The sequence below is a fragment of the Streptomyces sp. NPDC087901 genome (assembly GCF_044742205.1).
GTDB lineage: Bacteria > Actinomycetota > Actinomycetes > Streptomycetales > Streptomycetaceae > Streptomyces.
Genome location: NZ_JBIUUC010000010.1, coordinates 214,124 through 238,100 on the forward strand (window position 1 = coordinate 214,124; position 23,977 = coordinate 238,100).

Consider the following 23,977-nt stretch of genomic DNA (forward strand, 5'->3'; position numbering starts at 1 on the left):
GTAGTGTCGCCGGTAGGTTGGTCCCATGGCCACACGCACCGCCGCCGGTCCTTCCCGGGCCGCACTCATCGCCGACGCCGCACTCGCACTCCTCGCCGAACGCGGCATGCGAGGGCTGACCCACCGCGCCGTGGACGAGCGCGCCGGCCTCTCGCAGGGGTCGACGTCCAATTACGCCCGCACCCGGCAGTCCCTGCTGGAGGCGACGGTGCGAAGGCTCGCCGAACGCGAAGCACGGGTACTCGCCCTGGGCGAGCTCCCGACACCGGGAGCGGGACCGGGCGGGGCCGCGGGATCCGCACCGGGGCCCGTCTCCGGGCCCGCCGCCCCGGGCGACTCGTCCGGACCGGCCGCGCTCCCCGGCCCCGACGCCCTGGTCGCCGGACTCGCGCTGACCCTCCACCGCTACCTGACCCGCCATCCGGACCTGCTCATCTGCCGGTACGAGCTCGCCCTGGAGGCCACCCGCCGGCCGGAACTTCGTGCGTTCTACGACGCGACGGGCCGGCAGTTCCGCGAACCGCTGGAGGCCCTGATGACGGCCGCCGGATCCCCGGAGCCGGAACGGCACGCCCTGTCCCTGGTGGCTTGGTGCGAGGGGCTGATGTTCTCGTGCGCGGCGGGCGCCTACCACCGCTCCGTCCCGACCGAGGCGGAGCTGCGCACCGGTTTCGGCGAGCTGTTGCGCGGGATGCTGGGCAGCCGCTGACACCCACCGCCGTGCGAGCCGCCACCGATCGGCTGCAAGCGGAGCACCACGCTGACCGGGTCACTCGTGCGGGGCAATCCGGGCTTGCCGACTCACCCGACGGCCGGTTCGCACCCCAGAGTTGATCAGGTGCATCGAACCAGAACCACCGTGAAACTCCTGGTCGGCGTGGCCGTCACGGCCCTGTCCGGGTGTGTGTCCGTGCAACCGCAGCCAAGCGCACCGACACGCCCGGAGAGCAGTCGGCCGGCGCAGGACCTGGCCCCGCAGATCGCCCAGCCCCCGGCGCGCGACACGCTGGAAGCGCTGCCGGACCCGAAGCTCTCACCTTCGGCCTCCCACCGGGCAGCCCCGGCGCCGCCCCCGCCGGCCCGGCTCGAAGGCCCGCGGCTCCCGCAGCAGCACCGCCCCGGCCCGGCCGCCCGTCCCGAGCCACGCCGGGCCGCTCCGCCCGCCCCCGCATTGCCCGCACCCGTCACCGGGGCTGACGTATGCGCGCTCGGCCGGGGGTACGGACACTGGCCCGCGGGCAGCCCTCAGTCGCGGATCTGCGACGGCACCTACGGCCGCTGATACGGCGGACCCGCACGAGGAGTCCGGTGGTCCGCCCGGGCGGACCACCGGACCGCGGCCTCCCCCGCGTGCAGGCAGCACTCGTTGACGGATGGCGGTCAGAACTCCCGCAGCCGTCGCTCCAGCCGGCCGATGGCTGCCCGGACGCCTCCCCCGTACCCGTCGTCCATACCGTCGTCCGCGAGGACGCCCGAAGCCTCCCGGGCCCGGTCCAGATGGATCCGGGCGGCGGTGGGACGCTGGAGCTTCACATAGTCCGCGGCGAGGTTGAGGTGCAGCGAGGGATAGAAGGCGCGCACCGCGAGCGCGTCCGGGTGCTGCCCCGCGCGCTCCCCCGTCAGCGTCTGCGCGGCGGAGAGGGCGCGCAGGTCCCAGGCCAGTTCGTCACCGGGGTCGTCCTGGGTGTCGGCCATGTAGTGCGCGAGGGTGCACCGGTGCACCGCGTCACCGCTCTCGCCGATCTCAGCCCAGAGCGCGCCGAAGCGGTTGCGTGCCTCCTCACGGTCACCGCCGTGGAGCAACATGATCGCCTGGCCGATTCTGGTCATGACGACGTCCTGCGACGCCTCCTGCTGCTCCGTCACCGCGGTCTCCCTCGCACCTGTCCACCCACGCCCGGCCGATCGTTTTCGAACTGCTCCGAACGATTCCTGACGGATTCTTGCTGTTTCTGTCAGATTTATCCGGTTACGGCCAGTTCGACGCTAGTCGCCGTGGCGGACATTCGCACTCAGGCTCGGGCGCGCCCTCAGCCCAGGTCGGGGATGCGCCAGTCGATGGGCCGGTGCCCCTGCGCCGCGACGGCCTCGTTGATCTGGGTGAACGGGCGCGAGCCGAAGAACTTCTTCGCCGAGAGCGGCGAGGGGTGCGCACCCTTCACCACCACGTGGCGCTCCTCGTCGATCAGCGGAAGCTTCTTCTGCGCATAGTTGCCCCAGAGCACGAAGACCGCCGGGTCGGGCCGTGCGGCGACGGCGCGGATCACGGCGTCGGTGACCTTCTCCCAGCCCTTGCCCTTGTGGGAGTTGGCCTCGCCCGCGCGCACCGTCAGCACCGCGTTGAGAAGGAGCACTCCCTGCTCGGCCCACGGCATCAGATACCCGTTGTCCGGGACCGGAAGGCCGAGCTCCTCCTTCATCTCCTTGTAGATGTTGCGCAGGGAGGGCGGCGTCTTCACCCCCGGCCGCACGGAGAAGCACAGGCCGTGCCCCTGGCCCTCGCCGTGGTACGGGTCCTGGCCGAGGACCAGGACCTTCACCTTGTCGTACGGAGTCGCTTCCAGAGCCGCGAACACCTGCTCCCGGGGCGGATAGACCGGACCGTCGGCCCGCTCCTTCTCGACGAATTCGGTGAGCTCCCTGAAGTAGGGGCTCTCGAGCTCCTCGCCGAGGACGCCGCGCCAGGACTCGGGCAGCGGGTAGGTGTCGGTCACGTCAACAACCTCCGGTAAGCAATTGGTTCTTGACCTCAGAACCTACCGGGAGCCACTGACAACGGACTCCGGGGAGCCTTCCGGGGGCCGGGCGGCCCGGCCGCCGGGCCCCCCGCGGGCCCGCTACCAGTTGGCCTTGCGGTAAAGCTCCCACATCTGCATGACCGTCTGCGGGTCCAGTGCGCGCTCGCCGCCCCCGATGTCCTCGCCCGCCGCGACATAGAGCTTGCCCTGCCACAGCGGCAGCACCCGGACGTCGTCGACCAGGATCTCCTGGGCCCGTTCGAACTGCTTGCTGACCGCGCCGCGGTCGCTCTCCTTGCGGGACTGGGGCAGCAGCTCCTTCGTGATCTCGTCCTTCACGTAGGGCATGCCGGTGACGCTGTCCTTGCCCACGAAGGGGGCGATGAAGTTGTCCGGGTCCGGGAAGTCCGGGAACCAGCCTCGGCCGAAGACGGGGAAATCACCCTTGGTGAAGCCCTCCTGGAAGGTCGTCCAGGGCTTGCTCTTCAGAGTGATCCTGAACAGCCCGGAAGCCTCCAGCTGGCGCTTGAGCTCGGCGAACTCGGGTGCCGTCGACGATCCGTAGCGGTCGGTCGTGAACCAGAACGTCATCGCGACCGGCTTGGTGATGCCCGCGTCCGTGAGGATCTTCTTCGCCTTCTTCCTGTCCGGGTCACCGAACCTGTCGAAGAAGCTGGTCGTGTGCGCCGCGATGCCCTTGGGGACCATGGAGTAGAGCGGCTCCGCCGTGCCCTGGTAGACCTTGGCCACCAGCGCATCACGGTCCACGAGCTGCGCTATCGCGCGCCGGACGGCCGGCTTCCCGGCGGCCGGGTCCTTCGGATTGAAGACCAGGAAGCGGATGTCGGCGCCGACGTTCTCGACGATCTGGAGGTCGCTGTTCTTGTCCGTGTTGTCCTCGAGGGCGACGACCTCCTCGGCGGACAGCCCGCGGTAGGTGGCGTCGATCTCGCCCTTCTTGAGGGCCGGCACCAGCTCGGCGGACTCCTTGAAGTACCGGATGGTCACCGCGTCGTTCTTGCGGTCGGCGAAGCCCTTGTAGTCGGGGTTCCTCACCAGCTCGGAGCGGTCCCCCGGCTTGTACGCGTCCAGCAGGTAGGGGCCGGAACCGGTCACCTTGCCGTCGTCGCGGATCTTGTGCTTCGAGTACGCGCTGGGCGCGACCAGCGACATGGCGGGGGTTGCCAGCACGAACGGGAAGGTGGCGTCGGGCTTGGTCAGATGGAAGATGACGACATCGTCGCCCTTGGTCTCCACCCGGTCGAGCGAGCCGAGCATTCCGACCGGGCCGCCCTTGACCGCGATGGACCTGATCCGGTCGATGGAGTACTTCACGGCCTCGGCGTCGAGCGCGTCCCCGTTGGAGAACTTCAGCCCTTTGCGGAGCTCACAGCGGTAGGCGGTGCTGGTGTTGTCGGTGAACCTGCAGTTGTCCGCGGCATCGGGCTCGGGGCTCGTACTGCCGGTGGGGAAACTCACCAGGGTCTGGAACACGTTGCGCATCAGCTCCCAGGAGCTGTCCCATGCCGCGGCGGGGTCGAGTGTGGACGGTGAGCTGGTGGTCCCGACCGCCAGCTTCTGCTCCACGTCCGAACCGCCGCCGGGGAGCAGACCGCAGCCGGCCAGCAACGACAGGGAAGCAAGGGCTGCAGCGGCCTGCAGACTGGCCCGGTAGAACACGTGCACGCTCCTCGATCAGCCATGGGTCGGCAGACCATACCGCAGTGCCCCGCCGGGTCAATCCGCTGGCCCGACGGGGCACTTGAGTCAATCAGGGCCAAACCGGCCCAGGCCGATCTCAGCCGACGCCGGCATTAAGGAAAATCCCGCCGTCGACGACCAGAGTCTGCCCGGTGATCCAGTCGGACTGGCTCGATGTGAGGAAGGCAGCGGCCCCGCCGATGTCCTCCGGAACGCCGAGCCGGCCCAGCGGGTAGGCGGCGGCCGCCTCCGCCTCACGGCCCTCGTACAGCGCCTGCGCGAACCTTGTCTTCACGACCGCGGGTGCGATCGAATTGACCCGGACGACCGGCGCGAACTCGTGCGCCAGCTGCAGGGTCAGGTTGACCATGGCCGCCTTGCTCATGCCGTACGCGCCGATGAAGGGCGAGGCGGAGACACCCGCGACGGAGGCGATGTTGACGATCGCCCCGCCGTTCTCCTTCTGCCAGGCCTTCCAGGTCTGCTGGGCGAAGCCGAGCGCCGAGATCACGTTCGTCTCGAAGACCTTGCGGGCCACGTTGAGGTCGAGCTCGGCGATCGGCCCGAAGACCGGGTTCGTGCCGGCGTTGTTGACCAGGAAGTCGACCCGGCCGAACGCTTCCATCGTGCGCTCGACGGCCGCCGCCTGGTGCGCCTCGTCGTGCGCCTTGCCCGCGACGGCGATGACCCGGTCGGAACCGAGCGCCTCGACGGCCTCCTTCAGCGCGTCCTCGCCGCGTCCGGTGATGCACACCCGGTCGCCGCGGGCGACGAGTGCCTCCGCGATGCCGTATCCGATGCCGCGGCTCGCGCCGGTGATCAGCGCGACCTTGCCACTGTCCTGCACAGTCATGATGTCCGTAACCCTTCGGGTCAGTTGAGCGGTCCGCCGGCGACGTACATGACCTGGCCGGAGACGAAGCCCGCGTCGTCACCCGAGAAGAAGGCGATGGCGTTGGCGATGTCCTCGGGGAAGCCGACGCGCTGCACCGGGATCTGGGTGGCGGCGGCTGCCTGGAACTCCTCGAAGCCCATGCCGACGCGCTCCGCGGTCTGTGCGGTCATCTCGGTGACGATGAAGCCGGGCGCGACGGCGTTGGCGGTGATGCCGAACTTGCCGAGCTCCTTGGCGAGGGTCTTGGTGAAGCCCTGCAGACCCGCCTTGACCGCGGCGTAGTTGGCCTGGCCGCGGTTGCCGAGGGCCGAGGAGGAGGACAGCGAGACGATCCGGCCGAACTTGGCGTCCACCATGTGCTTCTGGACGGCCTTGGCCATCAGGAACGCGCCCTTGAGGTGCACGTTCATCACGATGTCCCAGTCGGACTCGCTCATCTTGAAGAGCAGGTTGTCGCGGAGTACGCCCGCGTTGTTGACGAGGATCGTCGGGGCACCGAGCTCGGCGGCGACCCGTGCGACGGCGGCCTCCACCTGGGCACTGTCCGACACGTCGCAGCCGACGGCGAGGGCCTTGCCGCCTGCGGCGGTGATCTTCTCGACGGTGTCCTTGCAGGCCGCCTCGTCGAGGTCGAGTACGGCGACGGCGCGGCCCTCGGCCGCCAGACGTACCGCGGTGGCGGCACCAATGCCCCGTGCGGCTCCCGTCACGATGGCTACGCGCTGCTCGGTGGTGGACATGCTTGGCTCTCCTCGCCCTTGGATCGCGGCTCAGCGGACGTCAGGCGCATTCCCGCGAGAACGCCCCCGATAACTGAGCAACCGCTTAGTACCTTCAGCAGACGAGACGCTAGAAGCCCTGGCACCCGGTGTCAACGGCCCACGGACGCAGCGGCGCATGTCACACCGGACGGCGCCGCCTCCAACCGTGCGGGGCGGCGCCGGAAGGGGATGCCGTCAGCGGACCAACAGGTCGAGCAGCCGTTCGACCTCGGCGGCGGGGTCGGTGGTGAGGCCACTGTGCACCGGGCTCGGCTGGATGACGGTCGAGCGCGGCGCGATGAGCCAGCGGAAGCGACGCCCCGCATCGTCACCGGCCGCCTGGCCCGCGTCCGTACCGCCGCGGCAGACGCCTTCGACGGCGTACAGGGCGGCCCGCACCCCGGTCACGTCGGCGCCGGGGTCCAGGGCCCGGAGCTTGCCCTCGTCGAGTTCGGTGCGGGCGGCGACGAACCCCTTGGCGCGGCAGTAGACCACCACCCCGGCATTGAAGAACTCGCCGCGCTGGACCCGTGGCACCACGCGCAGGAGTGCGTACTCGAAGACATCGCGCTTGCTCACGGCCGGCCGCCCTTGTCGCTGTTCTCGTTGTCATGGCGCGGGGCGAGGCGCTCGGTGAGCCAGCCCGGAGCCTGGGAGGGCTTGGACGCGGTCGGCGCGTCCAGGGTGATCCGCTCGTGAATGGTGGCGGCGCGCGGCAGCAGCGCCTCCACATAGGCGCGGCGCAGCCGGTCCGTCGACTCGAAGCCCGGTTCGTCCACCAGCCACTCGTCGGGGACGTCGGCCGCGACCTCGGTGAGCAGTTCCTCGGTGACCAGCGGAGCGAGCTCGGCGGCAGCCGACGCGATGTCGGGCCCGAACGGCGCCAGCGCGTGGTCGGAGGCGTTGTACGGCTTGGCCACGGACGTCTGGACACCCGGCCAGTTGTGGTGCCAGATCATGGTGGCGCCGTGGTCGATGAGCCACAGGTCGCCGTGCCAGATGAGCATGTTCGGATTGCGCCAGGAACGGTCGACGTTGTTGATCAGCGCGTCGAACCAGACAACACGTCCGGCCTCCCGCGGGTCCACCTGGTAGGCGAGCGAGTCGAAGCCGAGGGACCCGGGGAGAAAGTCCATCCCGAGGTTCAGCCCCCCGCTGGCCTTGAGGAGCTCCTGCACTTCCTGGTCGGGCTCGGCGAGACCGATGACCGGGTCCAGCTGGATCTGCACGAGATCGGGGACACGCAGGCCGAGCCGACGCCCGAGCTGCCCGCAGATCACCTCCGCGACGAGCGTCTTGCGGCCCTGTCCGGCGCCGGTGAATTTCATGACGTACGTACCCAGGTCGTCGGCCTCGACGATCCCGGGGAGCGAGCCGCCCTCACGCAGGGGCGTCACATAGCGGGTCGCGGTGACTTCTGTCAGCATTTCGCCAGGCTATACGGCTCGGATTCCTGAGATCCACGGCCCGAAGTCAGGTCCGTGGAGCCTGGGAATCACCCCGGTCAGCCCTGGGGAGTTCCGGCCGGCGACCCGCTCCCCGCTGGGCCGGCTCGGTGTCCCGGCGGACATCGGCGGGGCCGTTCCGTCAGCCAGCGGCACACGTACCGCTTCGGCCCGACCGCCGCCGATACCGTTCGCCGCCCAGAAGCCACCGTGCACGCAGGAGGTCTGCAGGCCCTCGCGCGGCAGAACTCGCACATGCCGTCCGGCCAGACGAACGGCACGATCACCAGATCGCCCTTCGCCACCGTGGAGACCTCGGAGCCGGTCTCTTCCACCACTCCGACGAACTCATGGCCCATCGGGGCGCCCTCGCGCTACTCACCCGCCACACGGCCTCGCCTGCCTGGACCGCCGAGCAGGATCATCGGCAGCTTCACGGCGGCGCGGATCTGCCGGGCGTCCTCCAGGAGGTGGGCGTCCCGGTAGGCCCGCACGGGGTGGTGACAGCTGATCACCACCCCGTGCCGCGGCGTGTCAGGATGCGCCGTACACCGGCTGCGGTGTCTCGGCCGCAGCCAGCAGACCGGTGACCGCCGCTCCTGCCTCGGCCGGGGTCCAGCGGGCGCCCTTGTCGGCGGTGGGGCCGGGGCGCCAGCCCTCCATCACGGTGATCCGTCCCGCCTCGGTCTCGAAGACCCGGCCGCTCACCCCGGCGCATGCGGCGGAGCCCAGCCAGACGACGAGCGGCGAGACGTTCTCCGGGGCCATCGCGTCGAAGGCTCCCTCGCCCGGGGCCGCCATCGTCTCGGCGAAGGTCGCCTCGGTCATCCGGGTCCGGGCGGCCGGGGCGATCGCGTTGACCTGGACCCCGTAGCGGCCCATCTCGGCGGCGGCCACCAGGGTCAGGCCGACGATGCCGGCCTTGGCGGCCGCGTAGTTGCCCTGTCCGACGCTGCCCAGCAGCCCGGCCCCGGAGCTGGTGTTGACGACCCGGGCCTCGGGCGTCCGGCCGGCCTTCGCCTCGGCACGCCAGTGCGCCGCCGCGTGTTTGAGCGGCAGGAAGTGCCCCTTGAGGTGGACACGCATCACGGCGTCCCAGTCGTCCTCGTCCAGGTTGACGAGCATCCTGTCGCGGAGGAATCCGGCGTTGTTGACGAGGGTGTCGAGCCGGCCGAAGGAGTCGAGTGCGGTGGCGACGAGTGAGGCCGCGCCCTCGGAGGTGGCGATGTCACCGTTGTGGGCGACGGCCTCGCCCCCGGCCGCGCAGATCTCCTTCACGACCTGCTGGGCCGGCCCGGCGCCCGAGCCGGAGCCGTCGAGCCCCACACCCAGGTCGTTGACGACGACTTTCGCACCCTCGGCGGCGAGGGCCAGGGCATGTGCGCGGCCGAGTCCACGGCCGGCGCCGGTGACGACGGCGACGCGTCCGGCACACAGGGCGGTCGGTGAGGTCATGACGAGTGTCCTTTCGATGGGCGAGAGGCAATGGGCGACGTACGACGTGCGGCATACGACGTGCGGCATACGACGCGCGATGCGCGGGGAACAGGGGCGCCGGGTACCGCTGAGTGGCATGACACCCTCCCGCGGCGTCCGTATCGCTGCTACCTTTTGGGCCTAACAAACGTTTGGTGGAAAGGTAGCTGATCTGCTCATGGGTGTCTCCACCTCCGTCCCACACGAGGGCATCGCCGTCGTCACCGTGGACTACCCCCCGGTCAACGCCCTGCCCGTACAGGGCTGGTACGACCTGGCCGCAGCGGTACGCGCCGCCGGGGCCGATCCGGACATCCGCTGCGTGGTGCTCACGGCCGAGGGGCGCGGCTTCAACGCGGGCGTGGACATCAAGGAGATGCAGCGCGCCGACGGACCCGAGGCGCTGATCGGTGCCAACCGGGGCTGCTTCGAGGCGTTCGCCGCGGTCTACGAGTGCGAGGTCCCGGTCGTCGCCGCCGTGCACGGCTTCTGCCTGGGCGGCGGCATCGGCCTGGTGGGCAACGCGGACGTGATCGTGGCCGCCGACGACGCCTCCTTCGGCCTGCCGGAGCTCGACCGCGGCGCGCTCGGCGCGGCCACCCACCTGGCCCGGCTGGTCCCGCAGCACCTGATGCGGACCCTGTACTACACCTCACGCACCGTCTCGGCCGGGGAACTGCACCGGCACGGCTCGGTGTTCAGCGTCGTGCCGCGCGAGCGACTCACCGGGGCCGCCCTGGAACTGGCCGGGGAGATCGCCGCGAAGGACGGCTATCTGATCCGGCTGGCCAAGGCCGCCATCAACGGCATCGACCCCGTCGACGTACGCCGCAGTTACCGCTTCGAGCAGGGCTTCACCTTCGAGGCCAACCTCAGTGGCGTCGCCGACCGTGTGCGCGACACCTTCGGCACGGACAAGGAGCAGCAGACGTGACACAGGACAAGACGATGACGGCCGACGACGTCGTCGGCCGGCTGGAGAGCGGCATGACGGTCGGCATCGGCGGATGGGGGTCGCGCCGCAAGCCGATGGCCCTCGTGCGGGCGCTGCTGCGCTCGGACATCACCGACCTGACCGTGGTGTCGTACGGCGGCCCCGACGTGGGCCTGCTCGCGGCGGCGGGAAAGATCCGCAAGCTGGTCGCGGCCTTCGGAACGCTCGACTCGATACCGCTGGAGCCGCACTTCACGGCGGCCCGCCAGCGCGGCGCCTTCGAGATGGTCGAGATGGACGAGGCGATGATGATGTGGGGCCTGACGGCCGGCGCACAGCGGCTGCCGTTCATGCCGGTGCGCGCAGGTCTGGGCTCGGACCTGATGGAGGTCAACCCCGCACTGCGTACGGTCACTTCGCCGTACGAGGACGGGGAGAAACTGGTCGCGGCCCCGGCGCTGCGACTGGACGCGGCCCTGGTCCACCTCAACCGTTCCGACGCGCAGGGCAACGGCCAGTACCTGGGCCCCGACCCGTACTTCGACGACCTCTTCTGCGAGGCGGCAGACCAGGGATTCGTCTCCTGCGAGCGGATCGTGGAGACAGCGGACCTGCTGAAGGAGCACGGGCCGCAGACGCTGCTGATCAAGCGGATGTTCGTGGACGGGGTCGTCGAGACACCGAACGGCGCGCACTTCACCTCCTGTGTGCCCGACCACGACCGGGACGAGGCCTTCCAGCGTGCCTATGTCCGGGCCGCCCGCGACCCCGAGGCCTGGCCCGCCTTCGTCGAACGGTTCCTGTCCGGTGACGAGGCCGCCTACCAGGCCGCCATCACCGCGTTCCACCAGGAGGAAGCATGAGCGGCACCGAGACCACCGGCATCCAGGCGGCGAGCCGCGCCGAATACTGCGTGGTGGCCTGCGCCGAGGCCTGGCGGGACGCGGGCGAGATCCTCGCCAGCCCCATGGGCACCGTTCCCGCCATCGGCGCGCGCCTGGCGAGGCTGACCTTCTCCCCCGAACTGCTGCTGACCGACGGGGAGGCGCTGATGATGGCCGACACCCCGGCAGTGGGGGTGAAGCCGGGGAGCATCGAGGGATGGCTGCCGTTCCGCCAGCACCTGACGCTCACGGCCACCGGCCGCCGGCACGTGATGATGGGCGCCAGCCAGATCGACCGGCACGGCAACCAGAACATCTCCTGCATCGGCGACTGGGCCCGGCCCACGCGCCAGCTGCTCGGGGTGCGCGGCGCCCCGGTCAACACCCTGAACAACCCCACCAGTTACTGGGTCCCCAAGCACTCGGCGCGCGTGTTCGTCGAGCATGTCGACATGGTCAGCGGAGTCGGCTACGACCGCGCGGCGGCGGCCGGCCCTTCCGCGACCCGCTACCACCGCATCCCCGAAGTCGTCAGCAATCTCGGTGTCTTCGACTTCGAGACCCCCGACCGCACGATGCGGCTGCGCTCCCTGCACCCCGGCGTGAGCCTCGAACAGGTCACCGCGGCCACCGGGTTCACCCTCACCGTTCCCGACGAGGTGCCGTTCACCCGGGAGCCCACGGAGGCCGAACTCCGGCTGATCCGTGAGGTCATCGACCCCAAGGGGCTGCGCGAGCGCGAGGTCCCGGCATGACCGGGCCGGTACCGTTCCCGACCGCGCTCACCGAGCTGACCGGGGTGCGGTACCCGATCGTGCAGACCGGGATGGGATGGGTGGCCGGCCCCCGGCTCGTGTCGGCCTCCGCCAACGCGGGGGCGCTCGGCATCCTGGCCTCCGCGACGATGACGGTCGAGCAGCTCCGCGCGGCGGTCCGCGAGGTGAAGTCCCGTACGGACGCACCGTTCGGCGTCAATCTGCGGGCGGATGCGGGCGACGCGGGCGAGCGGGTCCGGATCATCATCGACGAAGGGGTGCGGGTGGCGTCCTTCGCCCTCGCCCCCTCCAAGGACCTGATCGCCCGGCTCAAGGACGCCGGCGTCGTCGTCATCCCGTCCATCGGCGCCCGCCGGCACGCGGAGAAGGTCGCCGCGTGGGGAGCGGACGCGGTGATGGTGCAGGGCGGTGAGGGCGGCGGCCACACGGGCGACGTGGCCACCACCGTGCTGCTCCCCCAGGTGGTGGACGCCGTCGGCATCCCGGTGATCGCGGCGGGCGGCTTCCACGACGGCCGCGGACTGGTCGCCGCGCTCGCGTACGGGGCGGCCGGCATCGGGATGGGCACCCGCTTCCTGCTCACCTCCGACAGCACCGTCCCCGACGCGGTGAAGGCGAAGTACCTGGCCGCCACCGTCAAGGACGTCACGGTCACCACCCAGGTGGACGGCCTGCCGCACCGTATGTTGCGTACCGCCATGGTCGACTCGCTGGAGCGCTCCGGCCGCGCCACCTCGCTGCTGCGGGCTCTGCGGCACGCCTCGGCCTTCCGGAAGGAGTCGGGTGCGAGCTGGCCCCAGTTGGTCCGCGACGGACTGGCGATGAAACACGGCAGGGAACTGACCTGGAGCCAGGTGCTGCTGGCCGCCAACACGCCGATGCTGCTGAAGGCCTCGCTGGTCGAGGGGCGTACCGACATCGGGGTGATGGCCTCGGGGCAGGTGGCGGGCCTGATCGAGGACCTGCCGTCCTGTTCGGAGCTGGTCGAGCGGATCATGGACGAGGCACGGACGGCACTGAAGTCCCTGCCGGGCGCGGGCTGACGCTGTGGCGGCGGGCGGGCGAGGGACGGTCCGGATGCTCGGGCCTCCCCACCCCGGTGCCCCATGCCCGCCGACGCCGGCTCCGGGGCGGAACACACCGAGTGCATGGGTGACGCGTGACCGAAGTGCACAGCGCTCCATGCCGTTGAACGAGGGTGCTCATGCCGTTCAACGAGGGCCGGCGCCGGGCCCTCCGTGCCGCCCAGGAGTCCGGCCCGGCGATGAAGCCGGCCACGCGACGTCGTCGATCGTGAGCCACGGAGCGACGGCCACAGCCGTGGGCGTCAGCCCGGCGAACTCCCTGACCTCGCGGTGGAGGTGGGACTGGTCGGCGTAGCCGCTCTCGATGGCAGCGCCGGCCGCGCTACGACCCGCCGCGAGAAGGTGGGCGGCGTGGTCGAACCGCACCAGCCGGGCGGCGCGCTTGGGCGCGATGCCGAGCTGGGACCGGAAGCGGGCCGACAGGCGCTTGCGGCTCCAGCCGACCTCGTCCGCCAGGCCCTCGACCCGCACCCGCCCCCGGCTGGTGCGGGTGCGCCGCCAGGCGTGGGCCACTTCCGGATCGACCGGTGGGTGAGTACCCAGCCGTCGGCCGAGGAACTCCCCCGCGATCGTGAACCGTTCGTCCCACGATGCGGCGGCGCGCAGCGCCTCCTCGGCTCGCCCGGCGTCGCGGCCCCAGACGTCTTCCAGTGCCACCACCGTTCCGCTGAGCTCGTTCGATGCGCCGAGTACCGCAGCCGCCACGACCGGCTCCAGCCGGATCTGGAGGCACTCGCCCACCAAGCCACCTGCCCGGAGTTCGCCGGGGAGGAGCCCTACGACGGCACTGCCGCACCCGCGTCGGCCGCGGGTGTCATAGACGAGGCCTCCGCCGTCGCTCAGGTCCACGAGAAGGGTGACGGACGGGTGCGCGACCATGGCGATGTCCACGGGTTCGGGGACACGCTGACAGAACCCGGCCATGCTGATCCCCGGCAGCCGGTTCGAAGGGCGCGGGACTGCGACGTCGATCAACTCCCAGTCGGGTGGTGCCGCGGGCGACAGCATCCGGCCACTCTAGAGACCTGAGGTGGCGGGCGGGATGTCGGCGTCCGTGGCCGTGAACGCCAGGAGCAGACTGCTGGTCGCCTCCGGTGCTTCGAGCAGGGGTACGTGTCCGACGCCGGGCAGCACCTCGACCTGACTGTTGGGCACCGCCTCGTACCGGTGCGCCGACGACGGCTCCCAGCGGGGGTCCGCATCGCCGAAGACCACCAGCACCGGAACGTTGAGGGCGGCAAGACGCTCGGGCACGCTCCGCTCGTTGACGTAGGCGATGTTCCGACGAGACACCGCCCGGAACGCGCGGTACGTGGTGTCCCGTACCCCGGCGACGAGGTCGTCCGGGACGTCCACCGGCCGGGCCGTCGTCGCCCTGATCCCGCTGCGGATCATCGCGTCCGAACGAATCGACCAGAGGAGCGGACCGAAGGGCGGGCCCAACAGGAGCCGAAGGATGGCCGGCTGCGGAAGGAGCGCGTCGAGACTCGGTCCGGTGCTGACCAGCGCGATCGACCTCACCAGGTCCGGGCGACCCTCCGCAAGGGCGGTGGCGACGTAGCCGCCGCTGGAGTGCCCGACCGTGGCGACCTGCCCAAGGCCGAGATCGTCGAGCAACGCCGCCACCCGGCCCGCCTGCCCGGGCACGTCGTACGACACGACGGGCGGGGACTGGCCGCAGCCGGGGAGGTCGACCCGGATGACATGGTGGTGGGCGGCCAGTGCCGGAATCATCGGGTTCCAGGTACTGCCCGAGGCCCCCGACCCGTGGATGAGCAACATCGGCGGCCCCTCCCTCGGGCCGTCGTGGACCACGTGCATCCCGTGCGAGAGCTCAACGTCGGATTCAGTCATGCCGGGATGATGCCGGGGCTGTCAGCCGTCGGTCTTGTACAAATGTCGTCGTGGGGGGGCGGCAGCAACCATGACGCCGCTCAAGGGGCCCGCCCCGGCGAAGGCTCCGCGGCGGGCCCCACCGGATCGCCGGGAGCGCGAAGGGCGTCCCCGTCCGTCATCGCACCCGCGACGTCAGGACCAGGGGGCGAACGGCGGGCGGGCGGGGGCGGGGCCGAGTGTGGTGGTGCCCGGTTCGGCGCGGTGCCCGAGGCCGGTCCGGTAGGCGTTCAGCGCCGCTTCCGTGCGGCCCTCGCTGCGCAGCAGGTCCCCCAGCAGTCGGCAGATGTCGGCGAGATCTCCGGCAGCGCCTGTCTGTTCGAGCAGGGAGAGCGCGGTGGCGTAGTGCAGCTCTGCGGACTCGGCGTCTCCGGACTCCTCTGCGATCAGCCCGAGGAGCCGGTGGGCGCCGCCGGCGTGCAGCGCGCCTCGGCCGGGCTTGAGTCCGGCCAGCAGGCTTTCCAGGAGCTCCGCGGCCTCCGCCGACTTCCCGCTCCTCCGCAAGACGTCGGCGAGCTCCACCTCCACTTGTGAGACGTACAGAGCTGCCCGCTTGGACACCAGCATCGAGTGCGCGGTGCGCAGTTCCGACTCCGCTCGCGCGAGGTCGTCGTGCTGGGCACAGACATAGCCCCGCATCCAGTGGCAGTGAGCGAGATCGGTACGGATCTGCAGCTGCTGGTAGAGCTCGGTGGCCCGCTCCAACGACGCCTGGGCGGCGTCGACCCTGCCTTCGGCGAGCAGTGTGCGGGCCACCGTTCGGTGCATGCCGGCGACCAGGGCGGGGTCCGAGACCTGGGACACCAGGGCGAGTGCGAGCTCAGCGGCCTGCGCGGCGCGGGCGTGAGCACCCATGTCCATGTACGGGGCGATCGAGGCCGTGTAGAGCTGAAGCAACGCTCCCGGGTCGTGCAGCCCGGACGTGTTCAGTTCATCGATCGCGCTTTCCAGCAGGTAGCACGAGTAGCGCAGTTCACCGGCCAGGTAGTGGGCGACCGATCGGCCCCGGACCGCCCGCGCACGGGCAGGGAGCGGCTCGTCGGCCAGCGCCTGTTCCGCCGCCTCGAACCGGGCCAGGGCATCGCTCAGTTCGCCGGTCTCCAACGCGCATTCCCCGAGGCCCACGAGCGCTGCCGCCCGTTCCTGCGCAAGTCCGTACTCCTCCGCCCGGCCGAGGATCTGCTCATAGGCTGCCCGAGCGTCGGCTGCGTCCTCGACGGCCAGCACCCGGTGGGCGTCCGCCAGTTCCATCCGCAGGGCTGTGGCGATGTGGGTGGGCTTGCCCGTGGCGAGCTCCTCGTGGTCGACGCCGAGCCGTTCGGCGATGTGCCGGAGGGCGGCTTCCGAGGGCCGCACCTTGCCGGCTTCCAGGGTGGAGACGTACGCGGCCGTGTACGCGGGCTCGGCAAGCTGCCGCTGCGTCAGTTCACGTTCCTTGCGGAGCCGCTTGACCCGGCGGCCGATCGCGGCCGGTGCGTCCTGCTCCTCCGCCCGCTCCCGGTGCGGCCGGCCGGAGGCGTCATCCCCGCTCGTGCGCTCCGGTACGCCGGTCGCCCTGCTGGTTCCCGCCATGGCTGCCCCTCGTCCCGCGTCCGCCGATGGTCACCGGCTGCTTCATGCCTCTGCGACTACTGAACCGAGGAGACCGCCGGCCGTCGCCGTCTCATACTGCCGCCCGCCCGACTTTCCGGGCGCCGCAGGCCGCACTCCCCATCGCCGCCGAGGCCTGCGGGACTGTTGCCAACAGATCGCCACCCAGCCTAGGTTATGCGACACGTTAACCGTATTTACATTATCGCTTTACTTCATTTCGGAGCTGGACGACAGAATGAGGATTGGCATGCACACCCCCAGATCGGCCGTCATATCCGTGGGCGTCGCGCTCACGGCGATCATGGGGGCGGCCCTCGCCACTCCCGCGTCCGCCGTGGACCCGGAGCCTGCCCCGGCGCCGCGTGTCACCGTCGAGTACTTCCCCCAGCCCGGCGGCGAGGGCCGGCGGACCGAGGTGCCGGTCAACACGGACACGGTGACCCGTCGTTCCGCCGCACGGAGCGTGGCACCCACCGCGGCAACCACGGACGGGGAGGTCGGGAAGCTCTCCGTGACGGGCTCCTCGGCCGACCGGCTCGACGTGGTGATCGTTGGTGACGGCTACACCGCCGACCAGCAGGGCGCCTTCCATACCGCGGCGGCCACGAAGTGGGCGGACATCACCGGCATCGAGCCGTACTCGAGCTACCAGGGCCTGATGAACGTGTGGACCGTCGACGCGGTGTCCGCCGAATCCGGAATCACCGGTGACCCCACCGCCGACGTCGCCAAGGACACCGCGCTCGGCAGCTACTTCTGGTGCTCGGAGACGGAGCGTCTCATCTGCGCCGACATCGACAAGGTCGCCTCCTACGCGGCCAAGGCCCCCGAGGCCGACCTGGTCATCGTCATCTCCAACTCCACCAAGTACGGCGGCGCCGGCTACTCGGGCCTGGAGGCGGAGGGCTACCCGTTCGACGGTGTCTCCACCCTCTCCTCGGACAACGCGCAGTCGAGCATGATCGCCGCTCACGAGATCGCCCACTCGGTCGGCCTCCTGGCGGACGAGTACACGTACGACAGTTACGGCACCTGGTCGGGCGGCGAGCTCCCCGACATCAACTCCAGCATCTTCACCACGGAACAGATGGCCGCGAACCAGACCAAGTGGTACCGCTGGCTCGGCGAGACCGACCCCACGGGCGGCACCGTCGGTACGTACGAGGGCAGCAGCTACTACCCCTTCGGGATCTACCGCCCGACCTCCAACTCCCTCATGCGGGCCCTGAACATCAGCGACTTCAACCTCCCCGGACGCGAGGCCATGATCGCCGGCTTCTACCGCGAGGCCAACGCGCTGAGCAGCGAGGTCGGCACGAGCAGCGCGATCCTCAGGACCAACCGCATCAAGGTCTCCCAGGCCGAGGTCACGGGCCTCGCCGCACCGGAACTGCGTTGGTACGTGGACGGCGTCCGGGTGAAGCGAGCGCAGGGTCTGACCGCCGTCGCCCCCGCCGCACTGGGCGTTCCCGCGGACGGCAGGACGCACACCGTCACGGTCGAGTCCGCGGACCGGACCACGTCGATCCGCGACCCCAAGGTCCGCGCCGAAGCCACCGAACGCCTGACCTGGACGGTCAAGGCCTCCGGACACAAGGGCCCGAAGCGGCACTGACGGTCGGCCGTACGGCGCCGCACCCGCTCGCCCTCACAGCCCGGGCGGATGCGGCGCCGAGGCGGCCCCACTCTCGGACAGGAGCCGCATGACGCGGCCCACCATCGCGAGCCTCTCGTCGACCGTGGCGTCGCCGGGTACCTGGATCTTCGCGCCCGCGTAGGAGAACGCACCTTCTGCCGCGCGGAGGCAACGGCGTACCTCGTCGGCGTCCATGAGGGATGCGGGCTCGTCCTCGGTGAGGGGCAGGTGCGCATCCGCCCACGGCCCCCCGTACCCGTTGGCGGTCGGGCCAGCGCCGGAGAACATGACGCCCGCCAACAGGCCCTCGGAGGCGAGCCGGGTGATGTGAGCGAGCGGCCGGCCGGCGTCCTGCGCCTCGATCGCCGAACGGCCCCAGTTGACGGCGACGCCGATCCCCCCTTCGCGCGCGAGGGGGATCTCATCCTCCAGCGACAGGAACCGCTTCTCGCCCGGGACGCCCGGTGCGTACGCGTCGCAGTGCTCCAGGACGAGCCGGGTTGACCAGGCGCCCGTGGCGGGTTCGCTCGCCGCGATCTCGTCGAGCGAACGAGCGAACATCTCCGCGACGGCCGTCACCGAGGGCGCGGTGTGCACGTGGATGACGGAGACCGACTGCTCGCCGGTGAGCTGGTTCAACTCCTCGGCCGCGACGCGGGCATCGCCGAGGAACGCGAGCGCCTCCTGCCGGCCGTCCTCGTCCCCGGAGGCGAGCCCGAAGGTGCCCGAGGCGCCCACGCGCGCCATCGTGCCGGGAATCAACGTGATCACGGACCGGGTGAAACGGCCGCGCATCTGTGCGGCCAGCCAACGGGCGTCCTCACCGAGGCCGTCGCGGAACGGAATCTCCAGCCCGTCGGCGATACCCCCGTCGGCGAGCCCCTCGTAGAAGTGTTCCTGGTCGGCGCGCAGAGAGGGCAGGGCCGCATAGGCACCCACGAGAGCGGCGGGCGGTTGGATGTCCATGGCGTTGCATTCTACCTAAGGTCAGACGTCAGATGTCTAGAGCTGGGTGCGGGCTCAACACTCCGAGCGTGGTTGTACGTGTGTAAGAACCACCGGTCCACAGGTCGCTGACCAGGGGGTTCGCACGCCTACGAAGGGGACGCCCCGGGGGGCGGAGCGTCCCCTTGTCGCGGCCTTGGCCACCCCGTACACAAGGACCCAGGGCCGCTGAGCACTGGGAAGCGCGGACGGATCAGCAGGGATGCCCCGCCCGGACACGCGGGATCATCTCGTCGGGCGCCAGGGCGACTCCGAAACGATCACTCCGGTTTCACGTTCAGGCGCCCGGACACTGCACGGTGATCCCTGCCGCCCTCATGTCATTGATGGCCCGGCTGGAACCTTCTCGGGACGCGTTGTTCCTGCCGTAGAGGTGGTGGGCGATCACCGTGATGTCAAAGGTGTGGCCCATGTAGCCGTTTCTGGCGAACTCGCTGAGCCTCTCGGCGCAGCCTTCTGCGTCTGTCTTGGTCGTGGTTGCATGGGTGCTGGAGCATGGACTCGCCGTGAGATCGATCAAGAGCGTGTGCGCCTGGCCGCCCGTCGCCAACGCTGCCGTGACCTGAGGATTTCCATAGAGGCCGCCAACGGCCGTGTCGATCTCGTCGAGCAGTTGATCTTCCGCATGGTCCATGGGCGAGTACGCGGTGGTCTCGCTGCTGAACGTTCCGATAGGCGTCCCGTTGAGTGTCGCCCGCAAGGTCACCGTAAAGCCTGGATGGGCCGTGACGTCTTCTCCCTGCCCGTAGTGGACGCGCTGCACAGCGGCGGTGGTCACGTCCGCACGCCGGGCCGTTCTGTCCTGGCGAGCAGATGCCGTCCGCTGGAGGGGGCTGGGCCCGCTCATCACCCGTCGGGCGTTGGTCACAGCTTCGCGTTCGTAGCGGTCGGAGGGGTCGGAGACCTTCAGCCCCGCGCCGTTGTCGGAGCCTGCGACCGCGCCCCTGCTCTGTTGGATCACGTGCGTGAGCTCATGGGCCAGGGTGTGCTTGTCAGCACCACCGTCGCCGATGACGACATGGTTGCCCGAGGTGTAGGCACGGGCGCCGACCTCGGCGGCCGAGGCCTTGGCGGCGCTGTCGGTGTGAACGCGCACATCGGAGAAGTCGGCCCCGAGCCGCGCTTCCATTTCGGTGCGGGTGGCGTCGTCGAGAGGACGGCCGGGGGCGCGCAGGACGTTGTGGACGGCCGACCGCTGCACCGCGGGCTGTTCGGCCTCCTGGTGACCACAGCCCGCACCGTGCTGGTGCTGCTCCTGCGCCCAGGGGTGGCCCGCCTGTCGCAGCCTCTGAATGACGGCGGCGTTGCCCACCGTGCTCTGGAGCACGGACAGCCCGGCGGGTATTCCCCTACGCGGCGTCGTGGTTCTCGCGGTGCCGGAGGAGCGCTTGTTGTCCTCGGGGGCCTTGGCTGTCTCGTTCGCGTGCATCGTTTCCTTTCCGGGCACCAGGTAGGAACTGACGGTCCGTGTGCCGGGCCGACCGCACATGCCGGTCGTCCACGGCGGACGTGATCCGTACCCAAGTTTCGCAGCACCGCGGGAGATTGCGGGCCCGGATCACGTCCCGCAGGAAACCTCCACCCAGACACATTTCGTGTACGCGTCACAGACGACGCACCCCCAGCGCGCCGCGTACGCGTCGACGAGGGCCAGGCCCCTCCCAGCCGTCTCCTCGGAATCAGCGGGCCTCGGTGCGGTGGCGGAGAGGAGGCGTTCGGGGCGGGCGTCGGTGACCTCGATACGGATGGCTCCAGTCAGAAGCAGCACGGTCAGCCGGAAGTCCCGACCGGGCAGGCGGCCGTGCGTGATCGCGTTGGACGCGAGCTCGGCCGTGACGAGGGCGACCGCGCCGACGGTGTCGGAGTCGTACGGATCGCCGCACCACTCCATGACCTGCTGCACAGCGAGCGTGCGCGCCAGCCGTGCACCACGGGGTGTGCTGCTGAGCTGAAGGCGCAATGTGCCGAGCGGCGTTCCTGCTTCAAGGGAGTCTTCCTGTTGCTTCACGAGGGCCATGCTGAGGCGCCGGCACCATGCGCGACCAGGAACAACTGCCGTACCAGGAAAGGTAGTACGCACGTCTCGTGCGGCATCGCTGGTTAGTTGTACGGGCTTTGTACGGGTGCTGTACGGGTCGCGGCCGTGTCCGGAGGAAGACCCTCGCGTTGAACGTGTCCCCGCCGGAGCCGAGTCGATGACCGTGGTGGCGGGTGGGCGGAGGGAGAAGCGGTGACGGAGAGGGGCGTGAGGACGGTGCCGGGGACGAAGAACGACGGCGCGGCACAGGCGAAGGTGAGGGAGGACCATGACCTGCCGGGAGTGTGGGTGGCCTACGGCACCCTCCTTGCCCATCTGCGCAAACGTGCCGGGCTGACCCAGCCGGCGCTGGGTGCCGCCATCGGCTACTCGGGGGAACAGGTCGCCTCCGTCGAGCAGGGACGCCGACCTGCGAAGGCGGCGTTCACCAAGGCCGCCGAGCGGGCCTTGGACGCGGGAGGCGTGCTGGAGGTGCTCCAGGCCGAGGTGGACCGCGCGAAGCTCCCCCGGTTCTTCCGCAACTTCGCCGCCATCGAGGCGGACGTGCTGAGCCGCTTCTCGTACGATCCGCTCCTGGTACCGGGGCTGTTGCAGACGGAGACGTACGCACGCGCGGTGTTCGCCGGACACTGTCCGCCGTTCAGCGAGGAGATCGTGGATCAGCACACGGAAGCGCGGCTGGGGCGCCAGAAGCTGCTGACGCGGGATCCGATGGCAGAGCTGTCGTTCATCATCGGGGAGGAGGCGTTGCGCGATCCTGTGGGGGGTGCGGACGTCATGCGCGGACAGTGGCAACGCCTGCTGGTGGTAGGTGAACTGCGTAACGTTGAGGTGCAGGTGATGCCTGCGGGGCGAGGGTTTCACCCTGGGAAGAACGGTGCATTCGTCACTGTGCAGACGAAGGAGCACGAGCATCTCGGGTACTTCGAGTCGCAGGGTGCCGGATGCACCGTGAGCGATCCGGCACACGTAAGCGCGTTCGGGTTGCGATATGGCAAGCTGCGATCGCAGGCGCTGAACGTCGAGGAGTCTGCGCGGCTCGTCGCACGGCTGGCAGGAGAGACATGAGCACGGAGCAGGCAACGGGAAACGCCGACGCGTTGATCTGGTTCAAGAGCAGCTACAGCGGTTCGGACGGCGGCGACTGCGTAGAGGTGGCCGTAGCCCAGAGCTCAGTCTACGTACGGGACTCCAAAGCCGCAGGTCATGGCCCCGCGCTGCGGGTCGGCCGGGGCGAGTGGGCGGCGTTCGTGTCGCTCGCGCGAGGCTGACAGCGCGCCGGACCGGCCCCGCGGAGCGGAGGCGGTCCGGATGGTGCCGGTTCCGTCAGAGGCGTTCGATGATGGTGACGTTGGCCTGGCCGCCGCCCTCGCACATGGTCTGGAGGCCGTATCGGCCGCCGGTGCGCTCCAGTTCGTGCAGCAGGGTCGTCATCAGCTTGGTGCCGGTGGCGCCGAGCGGGTGGCCGAGCGCGATGGCGCCGCCGTTGACGTTGACCTTGTCCGGGTCGGCGCCGGTCTCCTTCAGCCAGGCCAGGACGACCGGGGCGAAGGCCTCGTTGATCTCCACCAGGTCGATGTCGTCGATGGACATCCCGGCCTTCTTGAGCGCGTACGCCGTCGCCGGGATCGGGGCCGACAGCATGCGGATCGGGTCCTCGCCGCGCACGGAGAGGTGGTGGATGCGGGCCCGGGGGGTGAGGCCGTGCTCGGCGACGGCCCGCTCGGAGGCGATGAGCATCGCGGAGGCTCCGTCGGAGACCTGTGAGGAGACCCCGGCGGTCAGCCGGCCGCCCTCGACGACGGTCCTGAGGCCGGCCATCTTCTCAAGCGAGGTGTCGCGGCGCGGTCCCTCGTCCACCGTCACCTCGCCGTACGCGACGGTCTCGCGGGCGAACCGGCCCTCGTCGATGGCGCGCAGAGCACGCTGGTGCGAGCGGAGCGCGAAGTGCTCCATGTCCTCACGGGTGATGCCCCACTTCTCGGCGATGAGCTCGGCGCCGTGGAACTGGTTGACGGGCGCGTCACCGTAGCGGGCTCGCCAGCCGACGGAGCCCGCGTACGGGCCGTCGGTCAGTCCCAGGGGTTCGGCGGCCTGGCGGCTGGCGAAGGCGATGGGGATCATCGACATGTTCTGGGTGCCGCCCGCGACGACCAGGTCCTGGGTGCCGGACAGGACGCCCTGGGCGGCGAAGTGGACGGCCTGCTGGGAGGAGCCGCACTGGCGGTCGACGGTGGTGCCGGGCACCTCTTCGGGAAGTCCCGCGGCGAGCCACGCGGTGCGGGCGATGTCCCCGGCCTGCGGGCCGACGGTGTCCAGGCAGCCGAAGACGACGTCTTCCACTGCGGCCGGGTCGACCCCCGAGCGCTCCACCAGCGCCTTGATGACGTGGGCCCCGAGGTCGGCGGGGTGGACGGCGGACAGGCCGCCCTTGCGCCGGCCGACCGGGGTGCGTACCGCTTCGACGATGTAGGCCTCGGCCATGACTGCTCCTTGGATATGGGGTGGTGATGAGTCGTCAGGTGCGCGTGGTGATGCCCGCGAGGACCATGGACAGGTACTGGCGGGCGATCTCCTCCGGGCTGTGGGTTCCGCCGGGGCGGTACCAGGAGGCGGCCACCCAGACGGTGTCGCGGACGAACCGGTAGACGAGCCGGACGTCGAGATCGCCACGGAAGTCCTGCTCGGCGACACCGCGTTCCAGCGTGCGGAGCCAGGCGCTCTCGAACTTCAGCTGGGAGTCGGCGAGATGGGCGAAACGCGGCTGCGCGGAGAGGTGCTTGGATTCCTTCTGGTAGATGGCGACCGCGGGCCCGTGCCGGTCGATCTGCCGGAAGGACTGGGTGACGAGTGCCCCGATGGTCTCCCGGGGTCCGAGTCCCGCGGCGAGCACGGTGTCGTAGCAGGCCCACAGCTCGTCCAGGAAGGCGGTGAGGATCTCGTCCAGCATCGCCTCCTTGGAGTCGAAGTGGTAGTACAGGCTGCCCGCGAGCATCCCGGCGGCGTCCGCGATGCGGCGGACGGTCGTGGCGTTGTAGCCCTGGGCCGCGAACACCCCGGCAGCGGTCGCGAGGAGTTCGGCACGCCGCTCGGCGTTGGGGTTCGGGGTGATCGCGT

At 70.3% G+C, this 23,977-nt stretch carries 26 protein-coding genes and 1 pseudogene; 9 read left to right on the forward strand and 18 right to left on the reverse strand.

The window, feature by feature from the left end:
- Positions 1-25: 25 nt before the first annotated feature.
- Entirely contained in the window at positions 26-709 is a 684-nt protein-coding gene (locus ACIOEW_RS28215) for a TetR family transcriptional regulator (RefSeq protein WP_362547710.1), read from the forward strand.
- A gap of 129 nt (positions 710-838) precedes the next feature.
- Positions 839-1,282 carry a hypothetical protein gene (locus ACIOEW_RS28220; RefSeq protein WP_401966928.1) on the forward strand — a complete coding sequence of 148 codons (444 nt, stop codon included), beginning with the start codon at positions 839-841 and terminating at the stop codon, positions 1,280-1,282.
- Between the two features lie 98 nt (positions 1,283-1,380).
- On the opposite strand, the gene ACIOEW_RS28225 is transcribed toward ACIOEW_RS28220, so the two are convergent.
- The 10 genes and pseudogenes from ACIOEW_RS28225 to ACIOEW_RS28270 form a co-directional block, all read right to left on the reverse strand.
- Positions 1,381-1,866, reverse strand: coding sequence for a hypothetical protein (locus ACIOEW_RS28225; RefSeq protein WP_401966931.1), 486 nt, complete (start codon positions 1,864-1,866; stop codon positions 1,381-1,383).
- Between the two features lie 164 nt (positions 1,867-2,030).
- Positions 2,031-2,714, reverse strand: a complete 684-nt coding sequence (locus ACIOEW_RS28230) for a uracil-DNA glycosylase (RefSeq protein WP_385276954.1) — start codon at positions 2,712-2,714, stop codon at positions 2,031-2,033.
- 123 nt (positions 2,715-2,837) lie between these two features.
- Complete coding sequence (locus ACIOEW_RS28235) at positions 2,838-4,418, reverse strand: ABC transporter substrate-binding protein (RefSeq protein WP_362547702.1); 1,581 nt, start codon at positions 4,416-4,418, stop codon at positions 2,838-2,840.
- 118 nt (positions 4,419-4,536) lie between these two features.
- Entirely contained in the window at positions 4,537-5,292 is a 756-nt protein-coding gene (locus tag ACIOEW_RS28240; RefSeq protein ID WP_266776194.1) for an SDR family oxidoreductase, read from the reverse strand.
- Between the two features lie 20 nt (positions 5,293-5,312).
- The gene (gene fabG / locus ACIOEW_RS28245; protein ID WP_266776196.1) at positions 5,313-6,074 is read right to left on the reverse strand and encodes a 3-oxoacyl-ACP reductase FabG; all 762 of its coding nucleotides are present in this window, start codon (positions 6,072-6,074) and stop codon (positions 5,313-5,315) included.
- A gap of 216 nt (positions 6,075-6,290) precedes the next feature.
- The gene (locus ACIOEW_RS28250) at positions 6,291-6,674 is read right to left on the reverse strand and encodes a DUF3037 domain-containing protein (RefSeq protein ID WP_362547699.1); all 384 of its coding nucleotides are present in this window, start codon (positions 6,672-6,674) and stop codon (positions 6,291-6,293) included.
- Positions 6,671-7,522 (reverse strand): HipA family kinase, encoded by an 852-nt coding sequence (locus ACIOEW_RS28255; RefSeq protein WP_401966934.1) that lies wholly within the window; start codon positions 7,520-7,522, stop codon positions 6,671-6,673. Before ACIOEW_RS28255 ends, ACIOEW_RS28250 begins: the two co-directional genes overlap by 4 nt.
- A 153-nt stretch (positions 7,523-7,675) precedes the next feature.
- Positions 7,676-7,908, reverse strand: a pseudogene (locus ACIOEW_RS28260) (alcohol dehydrogenase catalytic domain-containing protein); the annotation flags it as partial.
- Between the two features lie 6 nt (positions 7,909-7,914).
- The gene (locus tag ACIOEW_RS28265) at positions 7,915-8,055 is read right to left on the reverse strand and encodes a hypothetical protein (protein ID WP_401966936.1); all 141 of its coding nucleotides are present in this window, start codon (positions 8,053-8,055) and stop codon (positions 7,915-7,917) included.
- 19 nt (positions 8,056-8,074) lie between these two features.
- Positions 8,075-8,995, reverse strand: a complete 921-nt coding sequence (locus ACIOEW_RS28270; protein ID WP_401966939.1) for an SDR family oxidoreductase — start codon at positions 8,993-8,995, stop codon at positions 8,075-8,077.
- Positions 8,996-9,194: 199 nt separating this feature from the next.
- Here ACIOEW_RS28270 and ACIOEW_RS28275 point away from each other — a divergent pair, with 199 nt between their 5' ends.
- Genes ACIOEW_RS28275 through ACIOEW_RS28290 form a run of 4 tightly spaced genes read left to right on the forward strand, consistent with a single transcriptional unit; the run spans position 9,195 to position 12,653 of the window.
- Positions 9,195-9,950, forward strand: coding sequence for an enoyl-CoA hydratase family protein (locus ACIOEW_RS28275; RefSeq protein WP_362547685.1), 756 nt, complete (start codon positions 9,195-9,197; stop codon positions 9,948-9,950).
- A 14-nt stretch (positions 9,951-9,964) separates the two neighbouring features.
- Positions 9,965-10,813, forward strand: coding sequence for a CoA transferase subunit A (locus tag ACIOEW_RS28280; protein WP_401967080.1), 849 nt, complete (start codon positions 9,965-9,967; stop codon positions 10,811-10,813).
- A complete protein-coding gene (locus ACIOEW_RS28285) occupies positions 10,810-11,589 on the forward strand; it encodes a CoA-transferase subunit beta (protein WP_401966942.1) in 780 nt (259 codons plus the stop codon). Before ACIOEW_RS28280 ends, ACIOEW_RS28285 begins: the two co-directional genes overlap by 4 nt.
- Positions 11,586-12,653: an NAD(P)H-dependent flavin oxidoreductase gene (locus tag ACIOEW_RS28290; protein WP_401966944.1), complete on the forward strand. Its 1,068-nt coding sequence runs from the start codon at positions 11,586-11,588 to the stop codon at positions 12,651-12,653. The genes ACIOEW_RS28285 and ACIOEW_RS28290 overlap by 4 nt, the downstream gene beginning before the upstream one ends.
- Positions 12,654-12,821: 168 nt before the next feature.
- Here ACIOEW_RS28290 and ACIOEW_RS28295 read toward each other — a convergent pair whose 3' ends face one another.
- The 3 genes from ACIOEW_RS28295 to ACIOEW_RS28305 all read right to left on the reverse strand — a co-directional run bounded on the left by ACIOEW_RS28295 (position 12,822) and on the right by ACIOEW_RS28305 (position 16,160).
- On the reverse strand, positions 12,822-13,703 hold the full coding sequence (locus ACIOEW_RS28295; protein WP_401966946.1) for a helix-turn-helix domain-containing protein: 882 nt from the start codon (positions 13,701-13,703) through the stop codon (positions 12,822-12,824).
- Positions 13,704-13,712: 9 nt separating this feature from the next.
- Complete coding sequence (locus ACIOEW_RS28300; protein ID WP_401966949.1) at positions 13,713-14,549, reverse strand: alpha/beta fold hydrolase; 837 nt, start codon at positions 14,547-14,549, stop codon at positions 13,713-13,715.
- 174 nt (positions 14,550-14,723) lie between these two features.
- Complete coding sequence (locus tag ACIOEW_RS28305; RefSeq protein ID WP_401966951.1) at positions 14,724-16,160, reverse strand: helix-turn-helix domain-containing protein; 1,437 nt, start codon at positions 16,158-16,160, stop codon at positions 14,724-14,726.
- 268 nt (positions 16,161-16,428) lie between these two features.
- Here ACIOEW_RS28305 and ACIOEW_RS28310 point away from each other — a divergent pair, with 268 nt between their 5' ends.
- A complete protein-coding gene (locus ACIOEW_RS28310) occupies positions 16,429-17,796 on the forward strand; it encodes a M64 family metallopeptidase (RefSeq protein WP_401966953.1) in 1,368 nt (455 codons plus the stop codon).
- Between the two features lie 33 nt (positions 17,797-17,829).
- Here ACIOEW_RS28310 and ACIOEW_RS28315 read toward each other — a convergent pair whose 3' ends face one another.
- The 3 genes from ACIOEW_RS28315 to ACIOEW_RS28325 all read right to left on the reverse strand — a co-directional run bounded on the left by ACIOEW_RS28315 (position 17,830) and on the right by ACIOEW_RS28325 (position 20,830).
- On the reverse strand, positions 17,830-18,783 hold the full coding sequence (locus ACIOEW_RS28315; RefSeq protein ID WP_401966956.1) for a DUF4862 family protein: 954 nt from the start codon (positions 18,781-18,783) through the stop codon (positions 17,830-17,832).
- 316 nt (positions 18,784-19,099) lie between these two features.
- Positions 19,100-20,251, reverse strand: a complete 1,152-nt coding sequence (locus tag ACIOEW_RS28320; protein ID WP_401966959.1) for a DUF4157 domain-containing protein — start codon at positions 20,249-20,251, stop codon at positions 19,100-19,102.
- Positions 20,252-20,380: 129 nt separating this feature from the next.
- Positions 20,381-20,830 (reverse strand): ATP-binding protein, encoded by a 450-nt coding sequence (locus ACIOEW_RS28325; protein WP_401966961.1) that lies wholly within the window; start codon positions 20,828-20,830, stop codon positions 20,381-20,383.
- 318 nt (positions 20,831-21,148) lie between these two features.
- Between ACIOEW_RS28325 and ACIOEW_RS28330 the strand changes: the two genes are divergently transcribed.
- Together ACIOEW_RS28330 and ACIOEW_RS28335 are read left to right on the forward strand one after the other, a co-directional pair.
- Complete coding sequence (locus ACIOEW_RS28330) at positions 21,149-21,928, forward strand: helix-turn-helix domain-containing protein (protein ID WP_401966964.1); 780 nt, start codon at positions 21,149-21,151, stop codon at positions 21,926-21,928.
- Positions 21,925-22,131 carry a DUF397 domain-containing protein gene (locus ACIOEW_RS28335; RefSeq protein WP_401966967.1) on the forward strand — a complete coding sequence of 69 codons (207 nt, stop codon included), beginning with the start codon at positions 21,925-21,927 and terminating at the stop codon, positions 22,129-22,131. The genes ACIOEW_RS28330 and ACIOEW_RS28335 overlap by 4 nt, the downstream gene beginning before the upstream one ends.
- A 55-nt stretch (positions 22,132-22,186) precedes the next feature.
- Here ACIOEW_RS28335 and ACIOEW_RS28340 read toward each other — a convergent pair whose 3' ends face one another.
- Positions 22,187-23,344: an acetyl-CoA C-acetyltransferase gene (locus ACIOEW_RS28340; RefSeq protein ID WP_401966969.1), complete on the reverse strand. Its 1,158-nt coding sequence runs from the start codon at positions 23,342-23,344 to the stop codon at positions 22,187-22,189.
- 34 nt (positions 23,345-23,378) lie between these two features.
- Positions 23,379-23,972 (reverse strand): TetR/AcrR family transcriptional regulator, encoded by a 594-nt coding sequence (locus tag ACIOEW_RS28345; protein WP_401967083.1) that lies wholly within the window; start codon positions 23,970-23,972, stop codon positions 23,379-23,381.
- Positions 23,973-23,977 lie beyond the last annotated feature (5 nt).